Genomic DNA, 15,158 nt, shown 5'->3' on the forward strand with positions numbered 1-15,158 from the left:
CCTCCTTCTAACCTCTTTAGCTATATCGTTGCTAAAGATCTCGTTAACTCTACAACTTCTTTTGAAAGTGAAAGAGCACGGTTAAAATCATGCATTTTTTCAGCTTCTTTTAGCTGTTGTTTCTTTTGTGCAATTTGTTGTTGTACTTTATATTTTGTCACTTGTTTTACGCAGTCTTCCCATTCTTCTTCTAAATGGTCGACATCACGATCAACGAGTGCCGCCTCCATGACCAATTTACGTAGTTCTGCATCATTTAACATTTCCGCAAAACGTTGGAAATCTGGTTTGTCATGGTGGTTATAAAAGCTGAGTAAGTGAATATAGATCGCTACGTATTCATCTCTCACAAATGGCGGTGCTTCCCCGTCTTCTTGCAAGCGCTCGACGAGATCGATATCTTCGAGCATACGCGCTAATATTAAGCGTTCTGCACGATCGATTGCGGTAAGCTTTCTTGCAGGTGCTGCCTTTTGCTCGACACGAACCGTACGTCTTTCTGGCTCTGTTCGTTTCTGTGCTTCTTTATGACGTAATTGCGTCGCTAATGTTTCTTGCGTAATACCTGTCTCTTCTTGCAATTGCTTTAGGTGTAATTCTCGCTTTACAGCTGATGAATCTAGCGCTACATAATGAAGTGCTTCCTCGACATATTGCTCAACGTCTGTTGCGTATTGAAAGTTTTTGCCGCGTTTTGCATAGCTCATCATAAAACTCGTGAAATCGAGTGGTTCTCCAATAATTTTACGTTGGAAATCCTCCGTACCATACTGCTTTATATAATCATCTGGATCGAGTCCATTTGGGAGAACTGCCACTTCAACAGATAGTTTCTCTGCGTGTAATAAGTCCGCAGCGCGTTTTGCAGCATCCCAGCCGGCACTGTCTCCGTCATAACAAACAATGATATCATTCGATAAACGTTTTAGCTTTTGTACATGTTCAAGCGTTAATGCTGTCCCCATCGACGCGACGCCGTTGTGTACGTTCGCTGTTTTTGCACTTAGGACGTCCATAAAGCCTTCAAAAAGTACGACTTTGCGTTCTTTACGAATAATCGGACGTGCTTGATCTAAGTTGTATAACACTTTACCCTTATGGAATATTGGAGACTCTGGACTATTCATATATTTTGCATTTTCGCCATCACTGTCGATCACGCGTCCTGAGAAGCCAATAATTTGACCTGACTCATTACGAATCGGGAACATTACACGTCGTCGGAAACGGTCGAAAAACCCTGAACCGTCTTCCTTTTCAATGACAAGCCCTGCCTCAGCCATTTCACGCAAATCATACCCTTTACGTGTTAACAGTGTCGTTAGTGCGTCCCAGTTTGGGAGTGCAAAGCCGATACCGTACGCTTCGATCATGTCACGCGTAAAACCACGATTTTCTAAATACTGAAGTCCTTCTTCACCATCTTCTGTGTTTAACAATAAATGTTGGAAATAGCGACCACTAAAAGCGTGTGCTTCTAACATTCGTTCTTGCTCTGGCGATACTTTTGCTTGATGTACATGCGAATGACTGTGCTCTGCTACATCTACTGCAATACCGACCTTTTCACCAAGTTGCGCAACCGCTTCCTGAAATGAAATATGGTCAATATCCATTAAAAATGTAATGGCGTTCCCACCTGCACCGCAGCCAAAGCAGTGAAAAATTTGTTTATCGACAGAAACAGAAAAAGATGGCGTCTGTTCCCCGTGAAATGGGCACAGACCAAAATAATTTCGACCGCGTTTCGTCAGTTGCATATATTCACCAATCACATCGACGATATCGGTCTGTGAACGAATTTGCTCTATTGTTTCTTCTGGAATTCGTTGTGCCATTTCATCACCATCTTTGCTTCTAACTCTTTAATTCGAGATATTAACGTAAAAATCCTTCTTTCTCGAATAAAAAATTTCTTTTTTCTTTAAATGAATTACTTAATTTCTTTTTACCACAATTCTTCATTATAAAACATAACGTTATTTTTTTCTATATCTTTTTTCATAGAAAAAGACAAAAAAACGCCCCTTAAATAAGGGGTGCTCGTTAATCTTTTAAACGACGTAAAATATCGTTAGCTGTTTCTTCCACTGCTTTATTTGTCACATCAATGACTGGACAACCGATGCGCTCAACGATTCGGTAGAAATGATTAATTTCTTCGTCAATACGCTCTACTTTCGCATAGTTTGCGTGATCGCTTAAACCGAGTGCAATCAAACGCTCTTTGCGAATGCTATTCAATTTTTCTGGTGAAATGACAAGGCCGAAGCATTTTTCAGTCGGAACTAAAAATAATTCTTCTGGTGGCTCTACTTCCGGTACGAGTGGTACGTTTGCCACTTTCAACCGTTTATGCGCTAAAAATTGAGATAATGGCGTTTTCGACGTACGGGAAACACCGATTAATACGACGTCTGCTTTTAACAAACCGCGCGGGTCACGACCATCATCATATTTAACTGCAAATTCTATCGCTTCGATCTTTTTAAAGTAATCATCATCTAGCTTGCGTACGAGACCTGGCTCTTCGATTGGTTCTACTTGTAGCGCAGCTGTAAACATATCCATTGTCGGCCCCATTAAGTCGATGTTTGGAATACCTTTACGATCGCATAAACGCTTTGTGAAGTCTCGCATTTCTTCTTTCACGAGCGTGTAAACGACCATCGCGTCTTGCACTTTTGCAAGCTGCACGATTTCATTTAGCTGCTCATGATTTTCGACATGCGGAAAACGACGTACTGCAACATCTTGCATGCCTGGTCGAAATTGGCTAATCGCCGCCTTCGCTACTAATTCTCCCGTTTCGCCTACAGAATCGGATACGATGAAAATTGAAATTTTTTCCATTTTACGTATTCACCTCACAGATCATGGTTTTCAGCGAGTGATAAAAATGCTCGCGTAATATTTGTTTTCGTTAAACGACCAATGACTTCGAGGCCATCTGTATGTTCGATTACGACAGGTAATGCATCAATTTGTCTTTCGATTAGTTTATGTGCCGCTTGGATTAAGCTATCTGTTTTAACACAGTAAGCAATATTCGGCATTCTCGTCATAATGATATGTACGGGAATATGATTTAAATCTTGACTACCAATTGCTGTACGTAACAAGTCTTTACGAGATAAAACACCTGTTAAGTATGAGTTTTTATCAACGACGAACAATGTTCCTACATCTTCAAGGAACATTTGGCAAATCGCATCATAGACAGAAATATTTTCGCTAATGACAACCGGGATCGATTGGAAATCTTTCACCTTCATGTTTGTCATGCTTTCTGCGACTGCTTGCCCTGTTTGTTTTCCAGAATAAAAATAGCCTACACGTGGACGAGCATCTAAAAATCCAGCCATCGTTAAGATCGCCAAATCCGGACGCAATGTCGCTCTCGTTAAAGACAAACGTTCCGCAATTTGTTCGCCTGTAATAGGACCATTCTCTTTAACGATTTCGACTATTTCTTCTTGACGTTTGTTGAGTTCGATCACGCTCACCGCCCTAAATGTTATATACTTTATTCTTAATAAGTATATACTATTTCATTCAATATTGCGAAGAAAACTATTGCGTGGTACAATGTTGCCAAACGATATAAAGCGATGATTGAGCAATAAGTAGCGTATACGAAAAGCGAGTAGTGACGGTGAGAGACTACACCATACGTGAAAAGGCACTCAGGAGCTAACGGTTAGAAAGTGGATTTTCTTCTATTAAATGGAAAATCAATCGGGGTGGAACCGCGGGTTGCATGTATAGCACTCGTCCCCGGGCAAAAAGTTGCCCGGAGACGGGTGCTTTTTATCTTTTATTTTACTTAAATGGAGGTTTTTCTAATGGCAGAAAAAACAATGGAAAATGTAGTATCTTTAGCAAAACACCGTGGCTTTGTCTTCCCAGGCTCTGATATTTACGGTGGTTTAGCAAACACATGGGATTACGGTCCCCTAGGCGTTGAACTTAAAAACAACGTTAAAAAAGCTTGGTGGCAAAAATTCATCCAAGAATCTGAACACAATGTAGGTCTTGATGCAGCAATTCTTATGAACCCTAAAACTTGGGCAGCATCTGGTCACGTTGGTAACTTCAACGACCCTATGATCGACTGTAAATCTTGTAAATCTCGCCACCGTGCAGATAAATTAATCGAAGACGCTTCTTTAGAAAAAACTGGTCAAGAAATCGTCGTTGACGGTATGAGCTTCGATCAAATGAAAGCAAAAATGGAAGAATTAGAAGTAACTTGCCCAGACTGTGGTTCAAAAGACTTCACAGAAATCCGTCAATTCAATTTAATGTTCAAAACATTCCAAGGTGTAACTGAAGAATCAACAAACGAAATCTTCCTACGTCCTGAAACAGCACAAGGTATTTTCGTAAACTTCAAAAACGTACAACGTTCTATGCGTCTACGTACACCATTCGGTATCGGTCAAATCGGTAAATCATTCCGTAACGAAATCACACCTGGTAACTTCACATTCCGTACACGTGAATTCGAACAAATGGAATTAGAATTCTTCTGCAAACCTGGTGAAGAATTAGAATGGCACGCATACTGGAAAGATTTCTGTAAAAACTGGTTATTAAACCTTTCTATGAAAGAAGATTCTATGCGTCTACGTGACCACGGTGAAGAAGAACTTTCTCACTACTCTAACGCAACAACAGATATCGAATTCCGCTTCCCATTCGGTTGGGGCGAACTATGGGGCATTGCGTCTCGTACAGACTTCGATTTAAAACGTCATATGGAACACTCTAGCGAAGACTTCACTTACATCGATCCTGTAACGAACGAACGCTACGTACCGTACTGCATCGAGCCATCATTAGGTGCTGATCGTGTAACACTTGCATTCTTATGCGACGCTTACGATGAAGAAGAATTAGAAGGCGGCGACTCTCGTACAGTACTTCGCTTCCACCCAGCACTTGCACCATTCAAAGCTGCTGTACTTCCTTTATCTAAAAAATTATCTGAAGAAGCACATGGCGTATGGGCTGACTTACGTAAAGCATTCCCAGTAGACTATGATGAATCTCAATCAATCGGTAAACGTTACCGTCGTCAAGATGAAATCGGTACACCATTCTGTATCACATACGATTTCGATTCTAAAGAAGACGGTCAAGTAACAGTTCGTCACCGTGACTCAATGGAACAAAAACGTATGCCAATCGCTGATGTAAAAGCATACATCGAATCACATTTACAATTCTAATGATCGATTTGATTTAAAAAAGCTAGAAAATGCTAGTCTATTCATCGAAATGACGACATTTTTCGAGAAAATTGTCGATTCTCTTTAAAAGACTTGAATTTTTCAACAATAGCTTTTATGATATGTACGATGTAATTATAGATTGATTTGATCCATCTATGATTCCTCTGTCAAAAGACCAACAACGAAAAAAGAGACATAGTTAATGCTATGTCTCTTTTTTTATATCATCGTGAATAGCTATTCATCTTCGGAGTTGTTATACTATTAAAAACGACCGAAGGAGTGAATATCGTGATTCAAGTAGAGAAAACGAGTAAAATTTCCACGTACGGTCCAATACAACTATTTGAAGGAACCGTGCATATTCCACAAGCACCGATGAACGTTTACAGCTTTGTCATTGACGGTGTGCTAATTGATAGCGCTGCCCCATCGTTGCGTATTCCTTTTGAACAATTTATCTCCAATCAAAAAATTGACCATATTTTGCATACGCATCTTCACGAAGACCATATCGGTAATACAGCTCATGTCATCGAGCGCTTCGGTGTTGAAGCACATATTCATCAAATGAGTACGACGCGCACGACAAAACGAATGCGCTTGCCGACGTACCGTAAAGTTGTATGGGGCCCCGACGCACCAGTACCCTTTTTATCAGAAAAACTAAATGCGACGTTTACTTCTGCCAACTCGATATGGGACATTATTGAAACCCCTGGTCATACTGCGGATCACGTGTCGTTTTACAATCGTCAACATGGCTATTTATTTACAGGCGATCTTTTTGTTACCCCAAAGCCGAAAGTCGTCCTCGTTAATGAAAATATATTAGATACGATTGATTCGTTAAAGAAAGTATTAACGTTCGACTTTGAAACGATGATTTGTCATCATGCAGGCGTCGTTGAAAATGGACGCGACATGCTAACAGCAAAATTGGATTACTTATTAGCGTTGCAGCATCGTGTCAAAACGTTGCAACAGCAAGGAAAAGACGTCTTTGAAATTACCGCTTCACTTTTCTCACATACGTATCCGATTACTGAGCATTCTAACGGCGAATGGTCAGCACTACACCTCGTTCGCGTATTTATGAATGAAGGCTAACGAAAAATGCATCCACATTATGCGGATGCATTTTGTTATTAAACGAGTGTTAAAAATGTACGCCAATCTGTTAAACGCGCCCATGTTTCGTTGCGGTTATACGGTTGATCGCGAATAATCGGCGTTGTTTTGACATCGTGTAATGTGCGCAAAACGGTCGGCTTATCATCGATGTAAGCATCTAAATCTAACTGCTTAATCGTCGCAATTTTTTCTTCATCAGCCATGCCATAAAAAAACTTCGCATCATCTATCGGATACCCTTGTTCACGCATCCACGCTTTCGTACGCTCGCCGTAAGCTTTCGGACGAGCCGTAATATAAAACACTTCATGACCGTCTTTAACGAGCTGTTGTAGCGTTTCTTTCGCATACGGATAGCTCGGACAATCCGTAAAATAAATCGCTTCTAAATGCGCTTTCCATGCCTCATAACCTTCCGCATCTGTTAATCCAAAAGGTTCATGGATTTCGACGCGTTCGATTGATTCGAAAACATCATCTCCAAATTGTTGATGATACGTTTTATTGTACAAACGAAATGCATGTCGTCGTAAGTCAATTAACGTATCATCAATATCAAAACCAAACTTCATAATAGCCTCCTATATGACTTTAAATTGATCTGCAAAATGCTGTTCTTCATAGAGCTGTTCGTGCTGCAACTGATGAATATCGTGTGCGCGCATTTTTTCGAATCGTTCAATGTCTTCATTCGTTAATGTTCCATTTATGCTGATGAGTTGTGCTAATTGTGCAGCATCAACGAGTGCACTATTTAAACCAAATGCTCCCGTTGGTGTCATCGTATGAGCCGCATCACCGAGCAACACGACACCATTTTCTCCCCAACAATTTGCATACGAGCTATGTACATCTAATAATACAAAATCTCGCCACGATGTAATGTGCGTATCGACAGCGCTTGCTAACGCTGGAAATGCTTTTTTGAGTTGTATAATAAACGGTTCAAACGGTTGCTTCCGCCACATCGGGAAGCTCCCTTTATCAATATTCCACCCAACTTGTATGCGACCTTCTGCTTGCGTAAATAACGCAAGCTGTTTGCCATCAATGAGTGCCATGCGAATAATCGGCTCCCAATTAGCTGGACGTGGAATACGTGCCCACAATAAATCATAGCCGTGCTCCCACGTATCATATGGAATATGTGCTTTTTTTCGAACAGTCGAATATCGACCATCTGCACCGACAATCAACGAACTTTCGATATAAAAACGTTGATGGTCACGCTCTACGATAATGCCTGTCGCTTGGCCGTCCGTATACGTAATATCGCGCATACGTGTCGACATATATAAATGAAACTGCGGCGACGTTAAAATCGGTGCTAAAATTGATTGTAATAAAAAACGTTGAGGTACGTGAATACCGAGATGTCCAATCGCCGGATCGGGCAACACCGTCCTATAACAATGACCATCTTTCCAATTTTCAAGACGTGTCATCGGTAAAATGCCACGCGCTCGTAAATCTTCGTACAAGCCATGTGCTTTTAATACCGCTTCACCATGCTCATTTAAATGCTCCCCACGGAAAAAGTTTCCGAGCGTCGCTGCGCTTTCAACGAGCGTTACGTCTAAACCGCGGCGCACGAGCAATGTTGCTAACAATGCACCTGCTGGACCCGCGCCAACAATACAAACATCTGTCTTTCTATCCACGCATAAAGCCTCCTATTTTTTCGGGTACGCAATGATGCGTAAATCATTGCCTACAAAATCTACTGTACGGAATTCCATATCGATGGCATCACGCATCCACGTAACGTCTGGACCTGCTACCGGTGTAATACTGTGCGCACCACCTAATATTTTCGGTGCCATATAAATAATTGCCTTTTGTACGAGTTGTTGACGGAAAAATGATGCGTGTACACCAGCGCCGCCTTCCACTAAAATGTCTGTCACACCAGCCTGATAAAGTGCTTGTAACGCTGCATCTAAGTCTAATCCGTCTGCTTGTCGTGCGACACGAATAACTTCAACCCCTTGAGCAACGAGCGCTTGTTCACGACTTTCTTCTGCATCTTTTGCAGTGATGATCATCGTACGCGCTTCTGTCGTTTGCGCGACGTTTGCTGAGAGTGGTGTTTGTAAGTTGCTATCTAGTACGATTCGTACAGGGTTTTTCCCTTCCTTCGTCAATAAACGTGTCGTAAGCGACGGATTATCTGCGAGCACGGTACCGATACCGACGAGAATACCATCCATTTCGTGACGATATAAATGAACATCTTCTCGGGCATCGTCTGCTGTAATCCAACGTGAATCACCTGTTGATGTAGCAATTTTACCATCTGCTGTCATCGCATATTTTGCTACAACGAAAGGACGTTCTGTCAACATATTATGAATAAAGCGCTCATTTAACGTATAGGCTTCTGCTTCTAGCACACCGACTTCCACTTCAATACCTGCATCACGAAGTAATTGTATGCCACGTCCTGCGACGCTCGGATTCGGATCTTTCATCGCAACGACCACACGTTTGACACCTGATTCTTTCACTAAGTTAGCACAAGGCGGTGTTTTACCGTAATGTGAACATGGCTCAAGCGTCACGTATAACGTTGCCCCTTTCGCATGTTCTCCTGCCATTCGAAATGCGTGTACTTCTGCATGTGGCTCTCCAGCTTTTCGGTGTAAACCTGTGCCTACAATGACCCCGTTATTGACAATGACCGCCCCGACCATCGGATTTGGATTCGTATTGCCACGTGCACTGCTCGCTAAATCTAACGCTAATTGCATATAATATGCATCATTTTTCAACATAACTCTTTCCCCCTGTGACGACTATCGCATATGTCCTGATTTTTGACGTTTTGTTTCTAAATAAAAGGCATTCGTTTCTGTTTCGCCACCCCATAACGGAATGTGACCATGCGTTGACATGCCATGTGCTTCAAGTGCTGCTAGTTTTTTTGGATTGTTCGTAATGAGCGTAACTGGTTTTGTACGCAATGCTTCTAACACTTTTAACGCTTCTTCATATGAACGTGTATCATCTTCAAAACCGAGTGCATGATTCGCTTCTACTGTATCTAGTCCTTCTTGTTGTAATAAATATGCCATTGATTTTGAGAATAAACCAATGCCACGACCTTCATGATCTGCTAAGTAGAAAATCGCACCTGTACCATGTGCTACGATCATTTTCATTGATTCATGTAATTGATAGCCACAATCACAACGTTGGCTACCGAAAATATCACCCGTATGGCAAATGCTGTGCATACGAACGAGTGCATCGTCTTCGTTTTCAAAATCACCGTACATAAGAACAGATGATTGTTGACCGAACGCTAAATTCATTTGATTTAACTGATCGATTACATCAGTTTTAGATGATGTACGTGCAACGGTCGTCCAGCAATACCAATTAAACATCGCTTCAAAATCTCCTTGTTTGACCGGTAATTTAACAGGTCCAACGAGACAAATATTTTCCGTTTCATTCAACGGTACGAATGTCATTTTTTCTTCAATCATGTGTAAATTTGTAGTTGTCATTTCCATAGGGCGTCTCCCATTTCTCATCGATTTTATTTGTTACTTTTCGTAACCTACTATATTGTAGTAAGTGAAGAATGTCAAATATTTCACCCGCAAAACTTTTTCGTCGATTTTTTTGATAAAAAGCTCTATACTGTACTGTATGTAAAAAAAGAGAGGATGAACATTGTGGTGACTCCACATCATAAACTGTACCGTATTTATGCGCAAGGCACTGTCGTTGTTCTTTTCAAAGGTGCAATTACTGAATCGACAGATCTAGATGAAACATTAATCGTATCGAATGGCCTTTTTGACATTGAATTAAAAATTATGAAAGCATCCGTCGTTTCGTCAATCGCTCCTGATATGCTGAACTTAACGGTTGAAACGATTTTCAGCTACTCTGCACCGGCGCCTTTATCGACAAAAGAGCTTCACCAAATGCATTTATCTATTTTAAACGGCCAAAACATCATGATTAAACCAAATACATTCCCGTATGACAATAAAGTATTATCAAGCAATATTTTCTGGGATTCAATGAGCTACCGCGAAGTCGAACATTTAGACGCGTATAGCCAAAAATAGCAAAAAGAGGACGATTACTCGTCCTCTTTTTTAAATAGCAACGGTGTGCGTTCTAATTGTTCGATAAACTTCTTCGACTTAAAACGCATTCCTGTTTGCTCTTCATATATTGTAGAGACGATGTTTTTTATAAAACGCTTCGTCTCTTTTTTTAATGTCAACGAACCAACTTGCTCAATTGGCATGCTGAAAAACATGCGAATGAGTTTTAATTGCGTCGGTGTTAAACGGATGATGTACGGATCTTGATGGAAACAACGGTGACAAAGGAAACCGCCACTTGAAAATGAAAAAGCAAATTCTCCTTCTGTCGCGCCACACGATGCACATTGATGAAGCGTTGGTTGTACACCAGTATACGGCAACATTTTCCACTCTACAAATAACGAAATCGCTTCAGGGTCATACCCCTCTTCGATTGCATGAAGCGCCTGCGAAAGCACGTTGTACGCGTATTCATCGGGACGGTCTTGCTCGGTTAAGCGATCGACAATTTCGACGCAATAACTTGCGTAAGCTGTCGCTTCAATGTCCGTTTGCAAATGGCGCATTGATTCAACCGCTTCACCTTGTTGCAACGTCCCCATGCCACGTCCTTGTTGTACGATAAAAATACCGTGCATAAATGGCTGACAAATGCTTGCTAGACGACTTGAAGGCTTTTTCGCACCTCGCGCCATCGCAGCGACTTTACCGGCCTCGCGCGTTAAAATCGTCACAACTTTATTCGTTTCTCCGTACGGTCTCGTTTTTAAGACAATGCCTTCCCATTTATTCAGCAATTGCCCCACTTCCCTTATTAATATTCGTCGTCGCGGTAACCGTAGTCACGTAATTGAGACGCGCGGTCACGCCAGTCTTTTTGTACTTTTACCCAAAGCTCTAAATACACTTTTGAACCTAATAAGTTTTCAATATCTTTACGTGCGCGTGTACCGATTTCTTTTAACATCGCACCACGTTTACCGATAATAATCCCTTTTTGTGAATCACGTTCGATAATGATCGTTGCATTCACATTGACGCGACCTGTTTCTTCATCGCGACGAATTTTCTCGATTTCAACAGCGATTGAGTGTGGCACTTCATCGCGTGTTAAGTGTAGTGCTTTTTCACGAATAAGCTCTGAAATGATAAAACGTTCAGGGTGATCGGTTACTTGATCTGCTGGATAGTATTGTGGGCCTTCTGGTAAATATTTTTTAAGCGTCGTTAATAAGTTATCGACGTTGTTACCTTGTAGCGCTGAAATTGGCACGATTTCGGCAAAATCATATTCTTCTTTGTAAGAATCAACAATTTTCCATACTTCATCAGGGTGGATCGTATCAATTTTGTTAATGATTAAGAAAACAGGTGTTTTCGTACCTTTTAACATTTCAATAACGTATTTATCCCCTGCGCCTAATTTTTGTTGTGCATTGACCATGAACATAATCACATCTACTTCACGTAATGCATTTTTCGATACTTTTGACATGAATTCGCCAAGTTTATGTTTCGGTTTGTGAATCCCTGGTGTATCGATGAAAATCATTTGTGCGTCATCTTGTGTTAATACGCCTTGTACTTTGTTACGTGTCGTTTGTGGTTTATCCGACATAATCGCGATTTTTTGTCCGATTACGCGATTTAAGAATGTTGATTTTCCAACATTCGGGCGGCCAATAATTGAAATAAAGCCTGATTTGAATTGTGTCATAAAATAAAGTTCCTCCATTGTTTAAAACCATTTTGGTAAAAAGATCATACACGCAATGACGACACTCGCAATCGCATAAATGAGTACAGCACCAGCAGCGATATCTTTTGCCGCTTTTGCGAGTGGATGAAAGTCTTGCGTGACGAGATCGACGGTGCGCTCAATCGCACTGTTCACCATTTCGAGCGCAAGCATACCTGCAATAAGTAAAATGATGATGCACCATTCAACTCGGGATAATCCTGTAAAAAAACTAACAGCTAAAACGAGAACGGCAGCGACGAGGTCGACGCGAAAGTTCTGTTCAGCTGCTGCTTGTGTCATTCCGCTTAGTGCGTAGCGAAATGAACGTATAAATTTAGTGACGTTCATTCGTATCGCGTGATAAGCCGTACGATTCTAAAATCTCATCTTGTTTACCAAACATGATTTTTTCATCTTCAGGTACCATATGGTCGTAACCTAATACGTGTAGCAGTCCATGAACGGCTAAGAAACCGAGTTCACGTTCAAATGAGTGACCGAATTGTTCCGCTTGTTCGCGCGTACGGTCGATTGAAATAATGACATCACCTAAAATACGTGGCATGCCTTCTGCAACGATTGCTGTTTCGCCTTCACCCATTTCTTCAAGTGCGAATGAAATGACGTCTGTCGGTGCATCTTTATGACGGTATTCACGGTTAATTTCGTGAATGGCCTCATTTGTGACGAACGTTACAGAAAGCTCTGTGCCGTCCTCTACATTTTCGATTTTTGCTGCGTGCTGAAGTAATCCTTCTACAAGCTCTAAATCTGTTTCTGTTACTTTTCCTGTTTCATCTAAAAAATCAATACTTAACATATGTGCCTCCTAAGCAATCCATAAGTCTATACTAGTTTGGCTCTGGATATTCAATACGCGAATGGAATGTGCCATTCAATGTTTCACAAAACACCTGTTCAATCGTATGCAATTCTTGAATCGTTAAATCACATTCATCAAACTGGCCGTCTTGCAATTTGTCTTGCGCGATGGCATGGACTAAATGTTTAATTTTTTCCGGTGTCGGATCTTTCATCGAACGCACGGCTGCTTCCACACTATCCGCTACTGTTATTATAGCAATTTCTTTCGTCTGTGGCTTCGGTCCAGCATAGCGATAATCAGATTCTTTTACCGAGTCGTCCTGTTCTTTTGCTTTATAGTAGAAAAATTTCACCGCTGTCGTTCCGTGATGTTGACGTGCAATATCAACGATTTCTTTCGGCATTTTATGCTTCTCTAAAATACGTGCCCCATCTTCTGCATGAGCAATAATTATATCGCGAGATTTCTCTGGTGGCAAATGATCGTGTGGATTCAAGCCATTTGATTGGTTTTCAACGAAAAATCCCGGTCTTTTCGTTTTACCAATATCATGATAATAACAGCCGACACGTGCGAGCAATCCATTAGCTCCAACTGCCTCACACGCTGCTTCGGCTAAATTAGCAACCATAATACTATGATGATACGTCCCTGGTGCTTCCATTAAAATTTTCTTCAACAATGGGTGATTTGGGCTCGACAATTCGATTAATCGTAAGCTCGATAAAATGCCGAATGTCGTTTCAATAAATGGCAATGTCCCAATTGTTAACGCGCCTGAAAGCATCGCTGAGACGACGGCAACGACTAAATAAAAGACAAGCTCTTTCATCGAATAGCTCGATTGTGTCATTAATAAATAAAAAGCGATAAATAAAATATTCACGATTGCGACGCCAAAACTCGTCTGTAAAATTTTCGAGCGCTTTTCCATATTGCGAACGAAATATAGCGAGCTCATACCGCTTAAAATCATATACAGCGCAACTTCCATTTGCATCACTGTCGCATAGCCTTCTTGGAAAATAACACCGCCACATAGGCCAAGCATGACCGTCACAAGAATGGCCAATCGTTCCCCAATTAACATGCGAATCAGCATTGGCGCTAGCGCAGCTGGGAATAAGAAACCGAGTAAGACGTCAAACTCACGATCGACAATGCTCAACAGTTCCATAAATGCGAGGCTGACTAAATAAATGATCGACACGATCAATAAGTTTCGAATTTTATGTTCGACTTTCATTTTTTTCGCATTCGTAAAAATCATATAGAAAAACAGCAGTTGAATACCAATAATGATGCCGAGGCCAATAAATGGCTTCGCTGATTGATGTGCCGATAACATGCCGGTCACTTCTAATTGATGATACACATCGCGGTCAATCACTTCGCCTTCTTGCACGATAATTTGACCTTGTAAAATACGTGTCGGGTCGACCCCTTCACTCGCTTCACGACGCTTTTGCTCCGTCGCTTCTTCATCCATTAACTCATTGGCAACCATTGCACCGCGACCGATGCGGATGCTCACATTCGTCAGTTCAGTCGGAAACGAATACATGAGACGAATGGCATTACCGATAGATTCTCGTTTTTCAGCTACTTCACTTTCGCGAACAGGTTCGTTTAATACCGTTGTCACTTTTTCGACGACTGCATCACGCGCTTCTGTTAAATCTGCGACTGAAGCTGCTAATAGCACTTTCAAATCTTCATCGGTTAACTCTAAGTTGAGCTCTTTACTATCAAGGGATGCTTTCAATGCTTTTAGTTGCTTTTTTTGCTGTGCTTTTTTATCTTTCGCTTCATCGCCTGATGCTTTTATTTTTTTTGCATCGAGCGCATAATCATAAATCGAGCGAACGACCGATGCTTGGTTTTTTCCGACTTCTTCCGAATATGTATACACCGGAGCGACACTCTCTGCTGCTGCTTGACGGTCCAATTTCGTCTGTTCAGTATCTTCAATCGTCTTTACAGCACGAATGGTTTCCGGTGATACTTGAAATAATTTGACATTGTAGTGAGGACCTTGCACATTACTCGTCATCATCGCATATTGTAAAACGCCGATGATGAGTAGTACGACGATTAATAGCATCCGAAATGGTAATAATCGTTGTAACTTTTGTATAACGGACGTCACT

Annotated in this window: 15 protein-coding genes; 3 read left to right on the top strand and 12 right to left on the bottom strand. The window is 41.3% G+C overall.

Translation table 11 applies throughout. The annotated features are described in order from the left end of the window. Positions 1-20: 20 nt before the first annotated feature. From dnaG to ccpN, 3 genes are all read right to left on the bottom strand, one after another. Positions 21-1,838, bottom strand: a complete 1,818-nt coding sequence (gene dnaG, locus KMHG_RS06125) for a DNA primase (protein WP_010287943.1) — start codon at positions 1,836-1,838, stop codon at positions 21-23. A 208-nt stretch (positions 1,839-2,046) separates the two neighbouring features. Continuing rightward, positions 2,047-2,853 carry a pyruvate, water dikinase regulatory protein gene (locus KMHG_RS06130; RefSeq protein WP_010287945.1) on the bottom strand — a complete coding sequence of 269 codons (807 nt, stop codon included), beginning with the start codon at positions 2,851-2,853 and terminating at the stop codon, positions 2,047-2,049. Between the two features lie 14 nt (positions 2,854-2,867). Continuing rightward, positions 2,868-3,506 carry a transcriptional regulator CcpN gene (gene ccpN, locus KMHG_RS06135; RefSeq protein WP_010287947.1) on the bottom strand — a complete coding sequence of 213 codons (639 nt, stop codon included), beginning with the start codon at positions 3,504-3,506 and terminating at the stop codon, positions 2,868-2,870. Positions 3,507-3,845: 339 nt separating this feature from the next. On the opposite strand from ccpN, the gene KMHG_RS06140 reads away from it, so the two are divergent. Both KMHG_RS06140 and KMHG_RS06145 read left to right on the top strand, forming a co-directional pair. Continuing rightward, positions 3,846-5,234, top strand: coding sequence for a glycine--tRNA ligase (locus KMHG_RS06140; RefSeq protein ID WP_010287948.1), 1,389 nt, complete (start codon positions 3,846-3,848; stop codon positions 5,232-5,234). A 294-nt stretch (positions 5,235-5,528) separates the two neighbouring features. Continuing rightward, positions 5,529-6,347 (top strand): MBL fold metallo-hydrolase, encoded by an 819-nt coding sequence (locus KMHG_RS06145; protein WP_010287949.1) that lies wholly within the window; start codon positions 5,529-5,531, stop codon positions 6,345-6,347. A gap of 38 nt (positions 6,348-6,385) precedes the next feature. Here the strand turns inward: KMHG_RS06145 and KMHG_RS06150 are convergent, their stop codons facing one another. Genes KMHG_RS06150 through KMHG_RS06165 form a run of 4 tightly spaced genes read right to left on the bottom strand, consistent with a single transcriptional unit; the run spans position 6,386 to position 9,889 of the window. Next, positions 6,386-6,943, bottom strand: a complete 558-nt coding sequence (locus KMHG_RS06150; protein WP_010287951.1) for a 5' nucleotidase, NT5C type — start codon at positions 6,941-6,943, stop codon at positions 6,386-6,388. Between the two features lie 9 nt (positions 6,944-6,952). After that, positions 6,953-8,032 carry an FAD-dependent monooxygenase gene (locus KMHG_RS06155; RefSeq protein ID WP_010287952.1) on the bottom strand — a complete coding sequence of 360 codons (1,080 nt, stop codon included), beginning with the start codon at positions 8,030-8,032 and terminating at the stop codon, positions 6,953-6,955. Between the two features lie 12 nt (positions 8,033-8,044). Then, on the bottom strand, positions 8,045-9,145 hold the full coding sequence (gene ribD, locus KMHG_RS06160; RefSeq protein WP_010287955.1) for a bifunctional diaminohydroxyphosphoribosylaminopyrimidine deaminase/5-amino-6-(5-phosphoribosylamino)uracil reductase RibD: 1,101 nt from the start codon (positions 9,143-9,145) through the stop codon (positions 8,045-8,047). A 21-nt stretch (positions 9,146-9,166) separates the two neighbouring features. Further along, entirely contained in the window at positions 9,167-9,889 is a 723-nt protein-coding gene (locus KMHG_RS06165; RefSeq protein ID WP_010287957.1) for a GTP cyclohydrolase II, read from the bottom strand. Between the two features lie 168 nt (positions 9,890-10,057). On the opposite strand from KMHG_RS06165, the gene KMHG_RS06170 reads away from it, so the two are divergent. Next, complete coding sequence (locus KMHG_RS06170) at positions 10,058-10,456, top strand: hypothetical protein (RefSeq protein ID WP_010287958.1); 399 nt, start codon at positions 10,058-10,060, stop codon at positions 10,454-10,456. 14 nt (positions 10,457-10,470) lie between these two features. Here KMHG_RS06170 and recO read toward each other — a convergent pair whose 3' ends face one another. Genes recO through KMHG_RS06195 form a run of 5 tightly spaced genes read right to left on the bottom strand, consistent with a single transcriptional unit; the run spans position 10,471 to position 15,157 of the window. Then, positions 10,471-11,238 carry a DNA repair protein RecO gene (recO, locus tag KMHG_RS06175; protein ID WP_010287959.1) on the bottom strand — a complete coding sequence of 256 codons (768 nt, stop codon included), beginning with the start codon at positions 11,236-11,238 and terminating at the stop codon, positions 10,471-10,473. Positions 11,239-11,255: 17 nt separating this feature from the next. Beyond that, entirely contained in the window at positions 11,256-12,158 is a 903-nt protein-coding gene (gene era / locus KMHG_RS06180; RefSeq protein ID WP_010287960.1) for a GTPase Era, read from the bottom strand. Positions 12,159-12,179: 21 nt separating this feature from the next. Then, complete coding sequence (locus KMHG_RS06185) at positions 12,180-12,530, bottom strand: diacylglycerol kinase family protein (RefSeq protein ID WP_026022019.1); 351 nt, start codon at positions 12,528-12,530, stop codon at positions 12,180-12,182. Continuing rightward, a complete protein-coding gene (gene ybeY / locus KMHG_RS06190) occupies positions 12,517-13,002 on the bottom strand; it encodes an rRNA maturation RNase YbeY (RefSeq protein WP_010287972.1) in 486 nt (161 codons plus the stop codon). The genes KMHG_RS06185 and ybeY overlap by 14 nt, the downstream gene beginning before the upstream one ends. A gap of 31 nt (positions 13,003-13,033) precedes the next feature. Further along, positions 13,034-15,157: an HD family phosphohydrolase gene (locus tag KMHG_RS06195; protein ID WP_010287973.1), complete on the bottom strand. Its 2,124-nt coding sequence runs from the start codon at positions 15,155-15,157 to the stop codon at positions 13,034-13,036. Between the last annotated feature and the right edge of the window lies 1 nt (position 15,158).

This window comes from Kurthia massiliensis, assembly GCF_000285555.1.
Classification (GTDB): Bacteria; Bacillota; Bacilli; order Bacillales_A; family Planococcaceae; genus Kurthia; species Kurthia massiliensis.